15 protein-coding genes are annotated in these 16,433 nt (G+C 68.1%); 5 read left to right on the top strand and 10 right to left on the bottom strand.

The features are described 5' to 3' along the window. Window positions 1-135: 135 nt before the first annotated feature. On the bottom strand, window positions 136-1,665 hold the full coding sequence (locus tag ABZX37_RS47465; protein ID WP_354750928.1) for an acyl-CoA synthetase: 1,530 nt from the start codon (window positions 1,663-1,665) through the stop codon (window positions 136-138). A gap of 79 nt (window positions 1,666-1,744) precedes the next feature. Here ABZX37_RS47465 and ABZX37_RS47470 point away from each other — a divergent pair, with 79 nt between their 5' ends. From ABZX37_RS47470 to ABZX37_RS47480, 3 genes are read left to right on the top strand one after another with little or no spacing between them, the layout of a single operon-like run. Further along, window positions 1,745-2,728: an OB-fold domain-containing protein gene (locus ABZX37_RS47470; protein ID WP_354750929.1), complete on the top strand. Its 984-nt coding sequence runs from the start codon at window positions 1,745-1,747 to the stop codon at window positions 2,726-2,728. A gap of 6 nt (window positions 2,729-2,734) precedes the next feature. Then, window positions 2,735-3,787, top strand: coding sequence for a thiolase domain-containing protein (locus ABZX37_RS47475; RefSeq protein ID WP_354750930.1), 1,053 nt, complete (start codon window positions 2,735-2,737; stop codon window positions 3,785-3,787). Further along, a complete protein-coding gene (locus tag ABZX37_RS47480; protein ID WP_354750931.1) occupies window positions 3,784-4,944 on the top strand; it encodes a thiolase domain-containing protein in 1,161 nt (386 codons plus the stop codon). The genes ABZX37_RS47475 and ABZX37_RS47480 overlap by 4 nt, the downstream gene beginning before the upstream one ends. Here the strand turns inward: ABZX37_RS47480 and ABZX37_RS47485 are convergent. The 3 genes from ABZX37_RS47485 to ABZX37_RS47495 all read right to left on the bottom strand — a co-directional run bounded on the left by ABZX37_RS47485 (window position 4,941) and on the right by ABZX37_RS47495 (window position 8,109). After that, window positions 4,941-5,969 (bottom strand): YhjD/YihY/BrkB family envelope integrity protein, encoded by a 1,029-nt coding sequence (locus ABZX37_RS47485; protein ID WP_354750932.1) that lies wholly within the window; start codon window positions 5,967-5,969, stop codon window positions 4,941-4,943. The genes ABZX37_RS47480 and ABZX37_RS47485 overlap by 4 nt on opposite strands. A gap of 43 nt (window positions 5,970-6,012) precedes the next feature. Further along, on the bottom strand, window positions 6,013-6,798 hold the full coding sequence (locus tag ABZX37_RS47490; protein ID WP_354750933.1) for a transglutaminase family protein: 786 nt from the start codon (window positions 6,796-6,798) through the stop codon (window positions 6,013-6,015). Between the two features lie 84 nt (window positions 6,799-6,882). Continuing rightward, complete coding sequence (locus ABZX37_RS47495) at window positions 6,883-8,109, bottom strand: cytochrome P450 (protein ID WP_354750934.1); 1,227 nt, start codon at window positions 8,107-8,109, stop codon at window positions 6,883-6,885. 255 nt (window positions 8,110-8,364) lie between these two features. Between ABZX37_RS47495 and ABZX37_RS47500 the strand changes: the two genes are divergently transcribed. Next, window positions 8,365-9,495, top strand: a complete 1,131-nt coding sequence (locus ABZX37_RS47500; RefSeq protein ID WP_354750935.1) for a steroid 3-ketoacyl-CoA thiolase — start codon at window positions 8,365-8,367, stop codon at window positions 9,493-9,495. 184 nt (window positions 9,496-9,679) lie between these two features. On the opposite strand, the gene ABZX37_RS47505 is transcribed toward ABZX37_RS47500, so the two are convergent. Both ABZX37_RS47505 and ABZX37_RS47510 read right to left on the bottom strand, forming a co-directional pair. Next, window positions 9,680-10,057 carry a VOC family protein gene (locus ABZX37_RS47505; protein WP_354750936.1) on the bottom strand — a complete coding sequence of 126 codons (378 nt, stop codon included), beginning with the start codon at window positions 10,055-10,057 and terminating at the stop codon, window positions 9,680-9,682. Window positions 10,058-10,736: 679 nt separating this feature from the next. Then, the gene (locus ABZX37_RS47510) at window positions 10,737-11,219 is read right to left on the bottom strand and encodes a pyridoxamine 5'-phosphate oxidase family protein (protein ID WP_354750937.1); all 483 of its coding nucleotides are present in this window, start codon (window positions 11,217-11,219) and stop codon (window positions 10,737-10,739) included. Window positions 11,220-11,301: 82 nt separating this feature from the next. Between ABZX37_RS47510 and ABZX37_RS47515 the strand changes: the two genes are divergently transcribed. Further along, complete coding sequence (locus ABZX37_RS47515) at window positions 11,302-12,117, top strand: alpha/beta hydrolase (RefSeq protein ID WP_354750938.1); 816 nt, start codon at window positions 11,302-11,304, stop codon at window positions 12,115-12,117. 15 nt (window positions 12,118-12,132) lie between these two features. On the opposite strand, the gene ABZX37_RS47520 is transcribed toward ABZX37_RS47515, so the two are convergent. The 4 genes from ABZX37_RS47520 to ABZX37_RS47535 are packed head-to-tail and all read right to left on the bottom strand — an operon-like array spanning window position 12,133 to window position 16,167. Then, window positions 12,133-13,293 carry a low temperature requirement protein A gene (locus tag ABZX37_RS47520; protein ID WP_354750941.1) on the bottom strand — a complete coding sequence of 387 codons (1,161 nt, stop codon included), beginning with the start codon at window positions 13,291-13,293 and terminating at the stop codon, window positions 12,133-12,135. A gap of 41 nt (window positions 13,294-13,334) precedes the next feature. Continuing rightward, window positions 13,335-14,537: an amidohydrolase family protein gene (locus ABZX37_RS47525; protein WP_354750939.1), complete on the bottom strand. Its 1,203-nt coding sequence runs from the start codon at window positions 14,535-14,537 to the stop codon at window positions 13,335-13,337. Further along, entirely contained in the window at window positions 14,534-15,967 is a 1,434-nt protein-coding gene (locus ABZX37_RS47530) for a sodium:solute symporter family protein (RefSeq protein WP_354750942.1), read from the bottom strand. The genes ABZX37_RS47525 and ABZX37_RS47530 overlap by 4 nt, the downstream gene beginning before the upstream one ends. A 2-nt stretch (window positions 15,968-15,969) precedes the next feature. Beyond that, window positions 15,970-16,167, bottom strand: coding sequence for a hypothetical protein (locus tag ABZX37_RS47535; protein WP_354750940.1), 198 nt, complete (start codon window positions 16,165-16,167; stop codon window positions 15,970-15,972). Between the last annotated feature and the right edge of the window lie 266 nt (window positions 16,168-16,433).

Consider the following 16,433-nt stretch of genomic DNA (forward strand, 5'->3'; position numbering starts at 1 on the left):
CGATCCTGTCCTGCTGTTCCTGGTGGCGCAGGAGCGCCCGGGGGGCGTGATGGTACAGCACTGGGAATCGCAGGCCCCCCACCCCCCCCCGCCGCCCGTAGTCACACTCCGGCTGAGGGGTGGTGGGCCCCCACCTCACGACACGTACTGCTCCCGCAACTTCCGCTTGTAAAGCTTCCCGTTCGGGTCGCGGGGCAGCTCGGGCAAGTAATCCACCGACCGAGGCAGTTTGAACCGAGCCAACCGAGTCTCCGCATACGCGAGCAGTTCGGCAGTCAACTCCGGAGAAGCCTCAACCCCGTCCGCAGGCTGCACCACCGCCTTGATCTCCTCGCCCCAGTCCTCGTGAGGGATGCCGAACACCGCGACGTCCGCGATCTTCGGGTGCATCACCAGCTCGCCCTCAATCTCCGCGGGATAGATATTCACCCCGCCGGAAATGATCATGTCCGCCTTGCGGTCGTGCAGGAACAGATACCCGTCCTCGTCAAGATGCCCGACGTCGCCGAGCGTGAACAAGTCCCCGACCCGAGCCTTCTCGGTCTTGGCCTTGTCCCGGTGATACTCGAACTTGGAGTCGCCCATCTTCATATAGACCGCACCGGTCTCGCCCGTCGGCACCTCGTCCCCGGCGTCGTCAAGAATCCGGATCGTCGACCCAGGCCACGGCAACCCGACCGACCCCGGCTTGCGCAACCAGTCCTCGCCGTTGATCACCGTTCCGCCGCCTTCAGTGGCCGCGTAATACTCCGTGACGACCGGCCCCCACCACTCGAGCATCTGCCGCTTGACCTCAAGCGGACAAGGCGCCGCTCCGTGAATCATCACGCGGAGCGAGCTGTGGTCGTACTTCGCGCGCACCTCGTCCGGCAAGCCCAGCAGCCGCCGGAACTGCGTCGGCACCATATGGCTGTGCGTGACCCGATGCCGCTCGATCAACCGAAGCATCTCCTCGGCGTCCCACCGGTCCATCAACACCGCGGTATGCCCCAACTGCAGCGAGATAGCCACAAAATTCAGCACCGCCGTGTGATACAGCGGCGACCCGCAAAGATGCACGTGATCGTCGAACGGTTGCAGCCCGAACACCCCGAAGAACCACGTCGACGCGGCGGGCACCTGATCCGGATCAGTCCCGGTCAACGGCCGCTTGACGCCCTTGGGCCGTCCAGTCGTGCCCGAGGTGTAGAGCATCGGCGAGCCAGCGGTCCGGTTGTCCGGCCGCCCGTCCCCGAGCCCAGCGCCCAATTCCTCGGCCCGGCGGAAGCCAGGCACAGCACCAACCGCGAACCGCGCCGAAGCAGCCAACCCAGCCTCATCAGCCGCAGCCACCGCGACATCCGCGAACCGCTCATGCGCCAGAAACGCCTTGGCCCCGCTGTCCGAGAGGATGTACGCGACTTCCGGGCCGACGAGGTGCCAGTTCACCACCACGACGTACAGCCCGGTCTGAATCGCCGCGAAGTACGCCGCGACCAGATCGTCGCCGTTCGGCAGCAGCAGCACCACCGAATCGCCGACGCCCAGGCCCAGCTCTCGCAAGCCCGAGGCGTACCGGTTGGCTTTCGCCGTGAGTTCGCCGTAGGAGATTTCCCGCCCGTCCGGATCCACCAGCGCCACCCGGGCGGGCTCGGCCGCGGCGATGGTCCACAGTCCCAGGTCCATCTTCCAAATCTAGAACGCGTTCCACCCAGACACAACAGGTTCCTTGCCTCGGATTCGAGAACGTGTTTCACTCGAAGCCGTGACGGTTTCGGATGCCCCTCTGTCGGCGCCGCTCAACGTCGGCTTCGACTACACCCGCTCCACCGGCCCGGTGCTCGGCCGCTTCGTCAACGCACTGCGCGAAAGCCGGATCGAGGGCGTGCGCGGCAGCGACGGACGCGTGCACGTGCCGCCGGTCGAGTACGACCCAGCCACCGCGGACCCGTTGACGGAGTTCGTCCCGGTGAGCACGGAAGGCGTTGTCGTTTCCTGGTCCTGGTGCGCGGATCCGCTCGACGGCCAGCCGCTGTCGCGTCCGTTCGCCTGGGTGCTGGTGAAACTCGACGGCGCGGACACCAGTCTGCTGCACGCGCTCGACGCCGGTTCGCCGGACAATGTCCACATCGGACAGCGCGTGCGCGTGCGGTGGGCGGACGAGACTGTCGGCCACATCCGCGACATCGCGTACTTCCTGCCCGCCGGCGCGCCGGACACCACGCCCACCGAGACTCCCCCGCCGGTGGCGAAACGCGACGAAGGCGCGCCGGTCAGCGTGATCATCACGCCGGTGCACCTGAAATACCAGCATTCCGCGTCGCCGGAGGAAAGCCGGTACCTGCGCGGACTCGCCGAAGGACGGATGCTCGGCCAGCGCTGCCCGGAGTGCGGCAAGGTCTACATCCCGCCGCGCGGCGCGTGCCCGGTGGACGGCGTGCCGACCACCGACGAGGTGGAGTTGCCCGACACCGGCATCGTCACGACGTTCTGCATCGTCAACGTGCCGTTCCTCGGCCAGCGCCTCAAACCGCCGTACGTCGCGGCGTACATCCTGCTCGACGGGGCCGACATCGCCTTCCTGCACCTGGTGCTCGGCTGTGCCGCCGAGGAGGTCCGGATGGGCATGCGCGTGCGCGCCAACTGGCGGCCGCGCGAGGAATGGTGGACGTCGCTGGAGAACATCAGCCACTTCGAACCCACCGGCGAGCCGGACGCCGCGTACGAGACTTTCGCCCACCACCTGTGAGGAACCATGCCTGAAGTAGCCGTAGCCGGTTTCGCGCAGGCGCCCAACGTCCGCAAGACCGAGGGCACCACCAACGGCGTGGAAATGCTCGTGCCGATCCTCGCCGAGGCGTTCGCCGCCACCGGACTGTCCAAACAAGACATCGGGTTCTGGTGCTCCGGTTCGTCGGATTACCTTGCCGGGCGCGCGTTTTCGTTCATCGCCGCAGTCGACGCGCTGGGTGCGTTCCCGCCGATCAACGAGTCCCATGTGGAAATGGACGCCGCGTGGGCGCTGTACGAGGCGTGGCTGAAGATCCGCACCGGCGAGGTCGACACCGCGCTCGTGTACGGCTTCGGCAAAGCCAGCGCCGGACAGCTCCGCCGCGTCATGGCGATGCAGCTCGACCCGTACCTCGTCACTCCACTGTGGCCGGACTCGCTGGCGATCGCGGGCCTGCAGGCTCGGCTGGGCCTCGAAGGCGGGCTGTGGTCCGAAAAGGACCTCGCCGAGGTCGCCGCCCGGTCTCGCGCGGATGCGGCGAACAATCCGGCCGCTCAGCTGTCCGGAACCGTGGACGTCGCTGATCTGCTCGACACCCCGTATGTCGCCGACCCTCTTCGTGCGCATGACATCGCGCCGGTGACGGACGGCGCGTCGGTGATCATCCTCGCGTCGGAGGAACGAGCCCGCGACCTCGTCGAGCGGCCCGCGATCATCTCCGGGCTGGAGCACCGCATCGACTCCCCTGTCCTGGGCGCGCGCGACCTCACGCGCAGTCCCTCGACCGCCATTGCCGCGGCCCGGCTGGATCTCGACGGCGTCGAACTGGCCGAACTGCACGCGCCGTTCACGCATCAGGAACTCATCCTGCGCCGCGAGCTCGGTTTCGACGACAACGTACGGATCAATCCGTCCGGCGGCGCGCTCACCGGGAATCCGATGTTCTCCGCCGGTCTCGCGCGGATCGGCGAGGCCGCCACGCGGATCCATCGCGGCGAAGCGGCCAAGACGCTCGCCCACGCGACCAGCGGACCCGCCCTGCAGCAGAACCTCCTCGCCGTGCTGGAGGCACGATGACCAAGCAGCTCGCCGCGGTGCTCGGGACCGGGCAGACGCACCACCGCGCGAAGCGCACCGACGTGTCGATGGCCGGTCTGCTCCGCGAAGCGATCGACCGCGCGATGGCGGACGCCCAGGTCGGCTGGGACGACATCGAAGCCGTCGTGATCGGCAAGGCGCCGGACCTGTTCGAGGGCGTCATGATGCCCGAGCTGTTCCTCTCGGACGCGTTGGGCGCGAACGGAAAGCCGTTGATTCGCGTGCACACCGCGGGTTCGGTGGGCGGGTCGACCGCGCTGGTCGCCGCTTCTCTGGTCCAGTCAGGCGTACACCGGCGCGTGCTGACCGTGGCGTTCGAGAAGCAGTCCGAGTCGAACGCGATGTGGGGCTTGTCGATCCTGCCGCCGTTCCAGATGCCGGTCGGCGCTGGAGCCGGTGGCTACTTCGCGCCGCACGTGCGGTCTTACATCCGCCGTTCCGGTGCACCGGAACACATCGGCGCGATCGTGGCGGCGAAGGATCGACGCAATGGTGCGCTGAATCCGTTCGCGCACTTGCAGCAGTCCGACATCACGGTCGAGTCGGTGCAGGCGTCGCAGATGTTGTGGGACCCGATCCGGTACGACGAAACGTGTCCGTCCTCCGACGGCGCCTGCGCGATGGTGCTCGGCGACGAAGCCGCCGGGGACGCCGTGCCGGGCGGTGCGGCCTGGATCCACTCGACGGCGATGCGGACCGAGCCCACGACGTTCGCCGGACGCGACCAGGTCAGCCCGCAGGCCGGTCGTGACGCCGCTGCCGCATTGTGGCGCGACGCGGGCATCACCGATCCGCTGTCCGAAGTGGACGTTGCGGAGATCTACGTGCCGTTCTCCTGGTTCGAGCCGATGTGGCTGGAGAATCTCGGCTTCGCCGCCGAGGGCGAAGGCTGGAAGATCACCGAAGCCGGAGACACCGCGATCGGTGGACGGCTGCCGGTGAACCCTTCGGGCGGCGTTCTGTCGTCGAATCCCATTGGCGCGTCCGGGATGCTGCGGTTCTCCGAAGCGGCGAAACAAGTGATGGGTCGCGCGGGCGATTACCAAGTGGACGGTGCCCGAGTCGCGTTAGGACACGCCTACGGCGGCGGCTCGCAGTACTACAGCATGTGGGTCGTCGGGTCGGAGAAGCCCTAGTCTTTTCGCCGCCCGCGCAAGGCGAACAACGTTCCCAACGCCCCGATCATCGCGCCCAGCACCGCGGCCTTCGCGCTGTGCTGCTTGGGCGCGATGATCGGCCGCAGCTGCGTCGCTGCCGGGGGCTGGATCGGTTTGCGCGGCGCGTCGCGGGCGGTGGCGGTCCAAGCGGTGATGTACACGAGCATCCGCGCGATCAGCGAGATGAAGAACAGCAGACCGATCACCGAACCGAACGCGACTCCGGACGGCGATTTGCTGATCAAGTTCAAGTAGAACCCGCCGGCCTGCTTCAACAGTTCGAACCCCACCGCCGCCGCGACCGCGCCGCGCATCGCGCTGCGCCAGCCGACGCGTTCCCGCGGCAGCCGGGTGAGCACCCACAGGAAGACCATCCAGTCGGCGAGCAGCGCCAGCGGCACCGAGACGAACGACAGCAGGTTGTGTCCCCAGCTCGTGTCCTCGACGCCGACCAGCCCCAGCAGCGAACGGCCGACCGCGGTGCCGGACACCGAGATCCCGAACGACACCAGCAGCGCCGCGGCCAGGCCGAGCAACGCCAGCACGTCCATCAGGATCGTGCGCAGCAGCGGCCCCTCGGACCGGTTCTGGCCGTACATCGCGGTGAGCGCGTCCCGCAGCGCGTTCATCCAGTTCCAGCCGGAGTAGAGGCCCACGACCAGACCGGCGACCCCGACGCCGGTGCGCTGTTCCACGAACCCGGTCAGGATCGACGACACCTGGGTGCCGATCGGACCCGGCAGCGAACCGGAGATGCCGCGCACCAGCGCGTCGAGCAGGTGCGGCTGCGTCGCCAGGATGAACCCGGCCGCCGAAGACGCCAGCATCAGGATCGGCACCAGCGACAGCAGGCTGAAGTAGGTAATCGACGCGACGTAGTGGTAGCCGCCGTAGTCGATGTACCGGTTGGTGGCGCGAGCGATGTGGTCCAGCCATCGATACCGGGCACGCGCGCGGGCCCATCTGCTCGGCCCAGGGGTCTTGCGGGAACGCTTCACTGTCACTGTCTACCCAGCGGACGCGCTGTTTGTCGCAAAAGACACGCATTCAGGCCAGTACGACCGGGGCGTGCCCGTCGTCACGCGGCAGCGGCTCGTCGGTCGTGGCGAAGACGGTCGCGCCGAGGAAGTCGAGCTCGCAGCCCAGCGTCGCGAGGAACGGGGTGTCGGCGGCGTCGCGTCCGGTCGCGATGCGGAGCATGGTCTGGCGCGGGGCCAGCCGGGTGGCGTCGAAGACGTACCAGCGGCCGTCGATGCCTGCTTCGAAGACCGCGTGGAAGTCCATCGGCTGCAAGCCCGGCGCGTACACCGAGGTGTAGCGCGCCGGGACGTCCACGAGCCGGCACAGCGCGACGCATACGTGCGCGAAGTCGCGACACACGCCTTCGCCGGCGAGAAGCGTGTCGATGGCGTCGTGGGTCGGGCCGCTGGAGCCGACGACGTACGCGAGCCTGCGGTTCACGTGCTCGACGATCGCCTGCACGCGCTCCCGCGAAGTGGCCAGATCACCGATGCCCAGCGGCAGCAACCCGCCCATCCGGTCGGACGGGCAGTACCGGCTGGGCCGCGTGTAGCGCGCGACGTCGGCGAGCGTGACGGGTTCGGCGTTTCCGCGGTGCAGCACGCGTTCGCCGTGATAGGCGACGCGATGCTCGCCCTCGGCGAGGTCGTAAACCTCCGCGCGGGTGCCGTGTTCGAACTCGGCGGTGCGCGCGGAACCGGCGTCGGACACGGTGAGTTCACCGGCGTCCGCGCGCACGGCGGCGACCGAGACCGCGGCGAGGCCGGGTTTCGTCACCCGGACGCCGAATTCCACGTCTACCGTCGTACGCACGGGGCCATCATGCCGGTGCGTCGTGCTCCTTGCCGGTCAGGTGCGTCACCCGGGCGTTTCGCCTGCTCAGTGCGCTCAGCCCGGTCAGGCGTAGCGGACCTGGTAGTGCTTGATCCCGTTGAGCCAGCTGGAACGCAGCCGTTCGGGCGCGGCGGCCTCGGCGATGTTCGGCATCACGTCGGCGATCGCGTTGAAGATCAGGTCGATCTCCAGGCGGGCCAGGTTCGCGCCGATGCAGTAGTGCGAACCGGTGCCGCCGAAGCCGACGTGCTGGTTGTCCTCGCGCATGATGTCGAACTTGCCGGGCTCGTCGAAGACCTCGGGGTCGAAGTTGGCCGAGCTGTAGAACATCCCGACGCGGTCGCCCTTGCGGATCTGCGCGCCGCCTAATTCGGTGTCGCGGGTCGCGGTGCGCTGGAACGCGACGACCGGCGTCGCCCAGCGGACGATCTCGTCCGGCGCGGTCTTCGGGCGCTTCTCCTTGAAGAGGTCCCACTGCCCCGGGTGGTCGAGGAACGCCTTCATGCCGTGCGTGATGGCGTTGCGGGTGGTTTCGTTGCCCGCGACGGCCAGCAGGATCACGAAGAAGGCGAACTCGTCGGAGCCGAGCGATTCGCCGTCGACGTCGGCCTGGACGAGCTTCGTGACGATGTCGTCCATCGGGCAGCGGCGGCGGTCCTCGGCCATGTTCCAGGCGTAGCCGACGATCTCGGCGGAGGCGGCGAGCGGCTCGACGTCGTACTCGGGATCGTCGTAGGCGATCATCTGGTTGGACCAGTCGAAGATCTTGAGCCGGTCCTCCTGCGGCACGCCGATCAGCTCGGCGATCGCCTGCAGCGGCAGCTCGCACGCGACGTCGATGACGAAGTCGCCCGAACCCTTTTTCTTGGCCTCGTGGACGATTCGCTCGGCGCGGTCGCGCAAGGTGTCTTCGAGCTTCGAGATCGAGCGCGGGGTGAACCCCTTCGACACGATGCGGCGGAGCTTGGTGTGCTGCGGCGCGTCCATGTTCAGCAGGACCAGCCGGTTGGCGTCGAGGCCTTCCTGGGTCATCTGGTCGTCGAACCGGATGATCGCGGTCTTCTCGCCTGACGAATAGAGCTCGCTGTCGCGCGAGACCGCCTTGACGTCGGCGTGTCGCGTGACGACCCAGTAGCCGTCGTCGCCGAATCCGGCGGTGTTGTGCGGCTGCGGGTTCCACCAGACGGGCGCCGTGCGGCGGAGTTCGGCGAACTCCTCCAGGGGCAGCCGGCTGGCGTAGAGGTCCGGATCGGTGAAGTCGAAACCGGCGGGCAAAAGCGGGGCTGCCACGGCTTGGCCTCCTGCGCGGGATCGGCGGTGATACCCAACTGCAACGCGTTCTATGACCCCAGTAGAGCATACGGTGTTAACCAACGGAACCCGCTTGAGTGAAACCTGTTTACTTTACCGTTCCAGATCCGATTGGCGCAGGTGAGCGCTCGCTCAGCCTTCCGTGATCGACTTCTGCTTTTTCGTGGGCCTGCTTGTGCTAAATAGGAACGTGTTCTAGTTTTGCGGGGTACGGAGCTCGGAAAGGGGACACTCGTGGGCGAACCGGTGATCGTGGCCGCGGCACGCACGCCGATCGGCAAGCGCGGCGGCTGGCTGTCCGGCCTGCACGCGGCCGAACTGCTGGGCGCGGCCGTGCGCGGCGTGGTCGACCGGGCCGGCATCGACCCGGCCCAGGTGGAGCAGGTGATCGGCGGAGCCGTCACGCAGGCGGGCGAGCAGTGCGGCAACCTGACCCGCACCGCGTGGCTGCACGCGGGCCTGCCGGAATCGACCGGGGCCACGACGATCGACGCACAATGCGGTTCGGCACAGCAGGCCGCGCACCTGGTCGCCGGCTTGATCGCGGCGGACGCGATCAGCGTGGGCGTGGCGTGCGGGGCCGAAGCGATGAGCCGCGTGCCGCTCGGCGCGAACCGCGGCGAGGGCGTCGGCTCCCCCAAGCCGGACGCGTGGTCGATCGACATGCCGGACCAATACGGTGCGGCAGAACGAATCGCGGCCCGTCGAGGCATCACGCGCGAAGACGTCGACGCTTTCGGCGTGCGGTCGCAGCGCAACGCCGCCGCCGCCTGGGCCGCCGGACATTTCTCCCGGGAGATCGTGCCGGTCGCCACGGAAGCCGGTGTAGTGGACCGGGATCAGGGACTGCGAGAGACCACAATGGAGGGTCTGGCCCGGCTGAAGCCGGTGGTACCGGACGGAATCCACACGGCCGGTTCGTCGTCCCAGATCTCCGACGGCGCCGCTGCCGTGCTGATCATGGACGCTTCCTTGGCCCGCTCACTGGGCCTGCGCCCGCGCGCCCGAATCCGGCGGCAGGCTTTGGTGGGAGCTGAGCCGTATTACCACCTGGACGGTCCTGTCCAGGCCACGACGCGGGTTTTGGACGCGGCCGGGATGAAGATCGGCGACGTGGACCTGTTCGAGGTGAACGAGGCGTTCGCGTCGGTCGTGCTTTCGTGGCAGCGCATGCACAATCCGGACGAGTCGCGGGTGAATGTCAACGGCGGCGCGATCGCTTTGGGGCATCCCGTGGGGAGCACCGGGGCGCGGTTGCTGACTACGGCGTTGCATGAGTTGGAGCGTCAGGACAAGACTACGGCGCTGGTGTCGATGTGCGCTGGCGGCGCGATGGCTACGGCGACGATTCTGGAACGGATGTGAGCTGCCTGGCCCGGGTCTCCGGGCCAGTTTTCTGCTGAGCTGGCGTCCGGTCCGCTGTGGCAAGAAAACTCTCGCGGGCAGAACCGACGGGATCGATGCCGTCGCTAGTTGCGCGCGGGAAAGTCCGCCGCGCCCAGCGTGTCCGCCCGGAATTCCGCGAGCCGCCGCTGAACCCTTGGGTTCGTCAGGGCCGGTCGTCAGTCCAGAAACAGAACGGATGCCCGGCCGGGTCCAGCAACACCCGCACGTCCCGCTGCGGCTGAAACTCCGCCACCTGCGCACCCGCGGCGACCGCCTTCGCGATCGCGGCCGCCAACGCCGCGCGACCGTCGACCTCGAAGTCGAGGTGCAGCTGCATCTGCTGTTCTCCCGGGCCAGCTGGCCAGACCGGCGGCACGTACCGCGCCTCCAGCTGAAACGACAGCCCCGGCCCGCCTTCCGGCGGACGCAAGGTGACCCACTCCGGCTCGTCGGCGCCGATCGGCCACCCGAGCAGCTCCCGGTAGAACTCGGCCAGCGCCCGGGGTTCGGGCGCGTCCAGCACGGTGGACGTGAGTTTCATCAGCCCAGGTTAGAGCTTCGACCGGCTCGTTCGGGCCGTTCACGCTCACCACCTCGACCGGCCGCCCGGCTCTCAAGCGCATCCGGCCACCTGGCCTCGCCACCCGGACCGCTCCGTGACGGCCATCCGAGCACCTGGCCTCGGTCAGGCCTGAGCCGCCCGAAAGCCGCCTGCCTGAACCGCCGCGCCCAGCCCTGGCCACGATGCCACTCGGCTGTCTCGCCTCACCTCGACCGGCGTGCGCCGCCACGACGCCTCGCCCATTCGCTCACCAAGCCAGCCCCACCACGCGACCCGCCTCCCCGCCGCGACTGCCGCACCCATCAGGCGACCTGCCAGCCTCGCCTCAATCCGCTTGCCCCGCCACGCCATCCAGCCAACTCACCTCGAGCACCGCACCAACCACACGGCAGTCCGCGCCACGCCATCCAGCCAACCCACCACGAGCACCACACCAACCACACGGCAGCCCGACTCACCTCAATCCGCTTGCCCCACCACGCCATCCAACCAACTCACCTCAAGCGCCGCACGAACCACACGCCAGCCCGACTCACCTCAATCCGCTCGCCCCACCACACCATCCAGCCAACTCACCTCGACCGGCTAGCTGCGCCGCACCATTCGGCCAACTCGTCTCAACCAGCCAACCTCCTCAACCCACCGCCGCCCCTTCCCGTCACCCCAACTCCAGCTCCGTCCGCACCGCGGGGCCGTTGTCCGGCCTTGCGAAGCGCACCCAGCTCCCCGGGTGCCACGACTCAACCCACAGCGTGTTGTCCTCCACCCACGTCACCACGGCCTCCCGCAGGTCCAGCCGGAACAGGTGGCTCTCCTGTCCCTCCTGAATCCGCGCTACCTCCGCCTGGTCGGTGATCTCCACCGCGTGGCCCGCGATTTTCGCGTCGCCGCCTTCCTCTATGCCGGGGTAGGCGTGGAGCGCGAAGCGGTCGTCGCGTTGGAGGTCGCGGGCCTTGCGGGCGTCGAGCATCGATCCGAGGTAGGCCTCGCCGTCGCGGAAGTCGATTTCCGAGCCGCTCACCCTGGGCGATCCGTCGCTTCGGAGGGTGGCCAGGACGTGCGAATCCGCGGCAGCGAAGCGGGCTCGTACGCGCGAGGCCAGCGACGGGGCGGCGGCACTGAACTCATCCCAACTCGTCATTCCCGGAGTCTCGCACCCGCCACCGACAAAAACCGGCGTCCCGGAAGCGATCGGGTGACCCGGGTTGTGCTTGACTCTCGGCATGATCGCGGAAGATGCGGAGACTGCCGAGCATCGCTGTCCGGTCGAGGGCGGCGAGCTGGCCGTCCGCACGACCGGCGAGGGACCGCTGCTGTTGCTGGTCCCCGGCGGGACCGGTGCGGCGGACTCGTTCCGGGCGCTGGTCAAGCTTTTGCGCACGGACTTCACCGTGATCACCTACGACCGTCGCGGGCATTTCGCCAGCACCGACACGACGACAGGGCCCGTCCCGGTGTCCCGGCAGGCGGACGACGCGCTCGCCGTCCTCGACCACGTCGGCGGGAGCGGGCCGGTTGCGATGTTCGGGACCAGTGCCGGGGCGCTGATCGGACTCGATCTCGTGGCGCGGTATCCGGATCGGGTGACCGCGTTCGTCGCGCACGAACCGCCCGCCATCCAGCTTATGCCGGACGCCGCCGGGATTCTGGAAGCCGCGGCGGCGCAGGTTCGGTTGGCCCGTTCGGGTGATCTGATGGGTGCGGTCACGCGGTTCGCGGACGGGATCGCCGGGGCCGCCTTGCCGGATCTGCCGAATCTGCGGCTGCCGAACGAAAGCGACTGGCTCCGGCTGTTCGACCGCGAGTTGACCGAGTTCTTCGACTATCTGCCGGACTTGCGTGCGCTGCGCCGCACGAACACCGAGATCGTGCCCGTCGCCGGGGAAGCGAGCCGCGGTTGGTATCACTACCAGCCCGCCAAGATCCTCGCTCTCGAACTGGGGTTGCCGTTCACCGAGACGCCGGGTGCGCACCTGGCACCGCAACGGAATCCGACCAAGTTCGCTGCCGCGTTGAAGGATCTTCTGGTCAACGTCTGAGAGCCGTGAAGGGCTTCACGAAGCGGAAGCCGCAACACGCTTCCGCCGCGGAAACTCCCGGATCAACCCCGGGACAATCGCCAACAGCAGCAGCCACAAGAACCGCGCCGGAGTCAGGCCCCCGCCGACCGTACCGAGGACGGCCGGAATCCCCACCCCGGCAAGCACCGCGACGAAATCCCACCGCTTCCACGTCCGGGAAGCCACCCTCGCGACGGCGCCCACCACCGTGAACGCCGCGACGCACCCGCACAGCATCCACCGCGTCCCCGCGGCGACGTGCCCGTGCGCGACGGACTCCACCGCGTCCCCGAAACCCGCCGCCAGCGCGGCCAGCAATCCCGCCACCAGACAATGCACCGGCAGCAGAACTCGTGGCCCCCAAGCGGTCTGGGACAGATAGGGAATCCCGCCGAACCCCTGGAACAGCGCCGCGCCCCACAAAGCCGCGAGCAGCGCCAGAACCCCGAGAACGGTCGAGAGCAACGGCCATTCCCAGTCCGGGATCTCGGTCATCGCGTCGGTGACCGTCAGAACGCCCTCGCCCAGCACGATGATCGTGAAAAGCCCCAGCCGCTCGCCGAAATGCGCGAGGTCCAGATGCGCGAAGGCCAGCCCGGGCGCGGGCCGCTTGGACTGGGAGGCCCGCCGTTCCGCCACCTTGGCCGCGACCTGCTCGCCCGGCATGGTCAGCCCGGCCACCAGGTCGATCCCCAGCCCCAGCGCCCACAGCGCGTACTTCCAAGGCCCGTCGACCCAGAACGAAACCACCCACGGCACGACGCCCATCCCGGCGTGCACGACCGGCCATTCGACGATGATCCGCGTGTTTTCCCGGCCTTCCCAGACCCGGCTCGCGAGCGCGCGCACCGCAACGTAAGAGAAGGCGAAGCCCTGCGCGTGCTCGCCGAGGTCGTGCACCGAACCGGCCATGAAGACCAGCCCGGCCATCGCTAACAGCACCGGCATGGTGCGGGCCGCGGCGCCGGTGACGTTGCCGTACACGGTGAAACACATCCACGCGGTCCAGAACGCGAGGAAGCACACGACGTAGAGGCCGGCGTCGCTCCAGGAGGTCGTTCCGCGCACGAGGTGCGAAAGCTGGGCGACGCCGGCGACCGCGACCAGGTCGAAGAAGAGTTCGAGCCAGGACGCGTGGCGTTCCTCGGTTTTCATGATCACGGCGGACAGTATGCCGTGACCGTGAAACCGCCGTCCTAAACCGCGCGCGCTCCGTCCTGCCACACTTCCCGAACGTTCCCCGCCAACGCCGGGAAATCGTAAATATCGCCCGAAACGACCACGAGGTCCGCGCGATACCCCGGGGCCAGCCGGCCGAGTTCGGCGTCCTTGCCCAGCAACTGGGCGGCCGACGACGTGGCGGCGACCAGCACGTCCGCGGGGCTCATCCCGGCGGAGCGCATCAGCTCCAACTCTTCGAGGTTGGTCCCGTGCGGGCCGACGCCGCTGTCGGTTCCCATCGCGATCCGGACCCCGGCCGCGACCGCCCGGCGCACCGAATCCAGGTGCACCTCCGCGACCTCTTTCGCCTTCTGCACCACCGCGTCCGGCAACCCCGCGCCCGCCGCGGCCGCGCGGATGACGTTCACCGGCGCCACCAGCGTCGGTACGAGCCAGGTGCCGCGCGCGAGCATCAGTTCGATCGCCTCGTCGTCGAGGTAGATGCCGTGTTCGATCGACCGGATCCCGGCGCGGACGGCGTTCTTGATCCCCTCCGAGCCCTGCGCGTGGGCCATCACCGCACGCCCCTGCATGGTCGCCTCGGCGACCAGAACGTCCAATTCCTCAGGCGTGAACTGCGAATGCCGCGGATCGTCCCGCGGCGACAGCACGCCGCCGGTGGTGCAGACCTTCAGCACGTCGGCCCCGGCCCGCAACAGGGTGCGCGCGACCCGGCGCATCTCGTCGGGGCCGTCCGCCAGCGCGCTCGGGCGGCCGGGGTGCGGGAGCGACAGCGGGACGCAGTGCCCGGACGGCATCCACCCGTCGCCGTGCCCGCCGGTCGTGCTGATCAGGCCGATCGCGATTTCCAAGCGGGGCCCGGGAATCAGGCCGTCCGCGACCGCCTGTTTGATGCCGAGATCGGCGCCGGCGGCGTCGCGCACCGTGGTGATGCCGAGTTTCAGCGTGGTCCACAGATTTCGGGCCGCCTCGTAGAACTGGTACGAGAACGGCTTCTGCACCCGCTGCAGCAACCCGAGATCCGACACCGTCACGTGCACGTGGCAGTCGAACATCCCCGGCAGCAGCATCGCGCCGGTGCAGTCCACCGCGCGGTCGCCGTCGAGCCCGGTGCCGACCTCGACGATCCGGCCGTCCTCGACCACGACGTCCGCCGCCGCGGGCGGGCTGCCCGTTCCGTCGAACACCGTGCCGCCGGTGAAAAGGGTCCGCGTCATACCGGTTCTCCTGTCTGCACAACATCTCCGGACCGGGTCACGGCCCGTTCGATGGCTGCCGCGATCGCGAGCACGACCACGTTAACCGCCAGCCCGACCAGCCCGACGTTCACCGTGCCGACGAGCTTGGTGTCCACAAAGGTCAGCCAGATCACCACGACCTCCCCCGCCAGCAGCCCGGCGAACACCGGGGCCTTGCCGACCGGAACCTTCTTCAGGAAGCCCAGCAGATTCGCCGGGGCCAGCTGCACCGACCCGGAATAGGTGAGCAGCAGCAAGTTCGCCAGCAGATCCGGCCGGAAGATGCCGAGCACCAGAGCGAGCGCACTGGCCAGCACCACCGTCCCGTGATTGATCCAGAACTGCTTGCGCTCACTGCGCACCCGCGCGATGTTGCGCGCCACCAACGAGGAAATACCGATCAGAATCCCAGCCGCGGGCACCATCGCGGTGGCCGTCGCCGCGACAACCACGAGCCCGGTGACCCACCCCGGCAACGCATCCTTGCTCAACGTCAGCAACACGCCGTTCGGGTCGCTTCCCTTGGGCACCACCAGGATCGCCGCGAAGCCGATGATCATCGGCAGCAGCAGGCAAAGCTCGTACACCGGCATCCAGGTGTAATTACGCCGCAGCACCTTCGGATCCCGCGCCGACATCAACGCGGGCCAAGTATGCGGCAACGTCATCAACCCCACACCGATCGCACTCACCAGCATGCTGGTGATGAACCACGTGTGATCGTTGGCCCCAGCGTGCACGAACAACTTCTCCGGATGCAACTGATCGATCTTGTGGAACACCCCGGAAACGCCGCCGACGAAATGCGCGGGCACCGCGATAATCAACACCACGAGCACGACAAGCATGATCGCGTCCTTGAAGTACGACGTCGCCGCCACCCCACGCAGCCCAGCCCACAACACAAACGCGACCACCAGCACGCTGCCCGCGATCATGCTGAGCGTCCCGGACGCGTGATCACCAGTCACGAGCCGGACAATCAACCCGAGCCCGGTAATCTGCAGTTGCAGATACGGCAACACGAACACCACCCCAAGGATGGCCGACACCGTGCCCAGCGCACGGCTGGAAAACCGGTCCTCGAGAAAATCGCCCTGGGTCAGATACCCGCGCTCCTTGCCCATCCGCCAAATCCGCTTGGCAAGAAAGAACAGGACCACGTAAGCAATCGGCACGTACGGCAGCGCATACATCGCAGCCACACCACCGGAAAACGCCAACCCGGCCATGCCCAGGAAGGTAAAAGTAGTAAAGACCTCCCCGGCTTGCAAAAACCACATAGTGAGCGCACCGAACTTGCGCCCGCCAACGGTCCACTCCGCAAGATCCGCAGCAGGCCGACGCCGCCCGACGAACCCGAGCACGCCGATCAACACGATGCCAACGAGCGTAAAGGCGAGGATCATCGTCAATCCTCCTGCCCGCTGCGGACCATGAGCCGCTCAGACAACAACAAAGCAGGAGTGAACATCAGACACCAAAACGCACCCCAGACCATCATCTTCGGCAACCCGAGCCACAACCCGGAGGAGTTGACGAAGGGAAGGAACGGCATGAGCACGAGAGCCACGACGGGGACGACCGGAGGGAGATAGTAGCTACGCATGCGCACACGCTGCCAGAAGCCGCCCCCGTCGGCAGCCCAGTTCGATACTCACCCACTCACGCCCCCCGCTCCACTCAACCCAGCCACCCCCGAGCCCGCTCCACTCAAACCCAGCCACCCCCGAGCTCGCTCCACCCACCCAGCCACAACGCGGGATCGCGTCGGCGTGCGGAGGGGCAGTGCGCGCGGCCCCCCAGGGCCGTGCGCACTGCCCGGTCGGACGAGGAAACGACTGAACTACAGTCACAGTGTGCACCATCTGGGTT

Source organism: Amycolatopsis sp. NPDC004079, from assembly GCF_040610415.1.
Taxonomy (GTDB): domain Bacteria; phylum Actinomycetota; class Actinomycetes; order Mycobacteriales; family Pseudonocardiaceae; genus Amycolatopsis; species Amycolatopsis halotolerans.

Coding starts and splice junctions, on each gene's coding strand:
- ABZX37_RS47465 (WP_354750928.1), bottom strand. CDS start 1,665: ATGGACCTGGGACTGTGGACCATCGCCGCGGCCGAGCCCGCCCGGGTG.
- ABZX37_RS47505 (WP_354750936.1), bottom strand. CDS start 10,057: ATGAAACTCACGTCCACCGTGCTGGACGCGCCCGAACCCCGGGCGCTG.
- ABZX37_RS47520 (WP_354750941.1), bottom strand. CDS start 13,293: ATGAAAACCGAGGAACGCCACGCGTCCTGGCTCGAACTCTTCTTCGAC.
- ABZX37_RS47510 (WP_354750937.1), bottom strand. CDS start 11,219: ATGACGAGTTGGGATGAGTTCAGTGCCGCCGCCCCGTCGCTGGCCTCG.
- ABZX37_RS47515 (WP_354750938.1), top strand. CDS start 11,302: ATGATCGCGGAAGATGCGGAGACTGCCGAGCATCGCTGTCCGGTCGAG.
- ABZX37_RS47530 (WP_354750942.1), bottom strand. CDS start 15,967: ATGATCCTCGCCTTTACGCTCGTTGGCATCGTGTTGATCGGCGTGCTC.
- ABZX37_RS47480 (WP_354750931.1), top strand. CDS start 3,784: ATGACCAAGCAGCTCGCCGCGGTGCTCGGGACCGGGCAGACGCACCAC.
- ABZX37_RS47475 (WP_354750930.1), top strand. CDS start 2,735: ATGCCTGAAGTAGCCGTAGCCGGTTTCGCGCAGGCGCCCAACGTCCGC.
- ABZX37_RS47525 (WP_354750939.1), bottom strand. CDS start 14,537: ATGACGCGGACCCTTTTCACCGGCGGCACGGTGTTCGACGGAACGGGC.
- ABZX37_RS47535 (WP_354750940.1), bottom strand. CDS start 16,167: ATGCGTAGCTACTATCTCCCTCCGGTCGTCCCCGTCGTGGCTCTCGTG.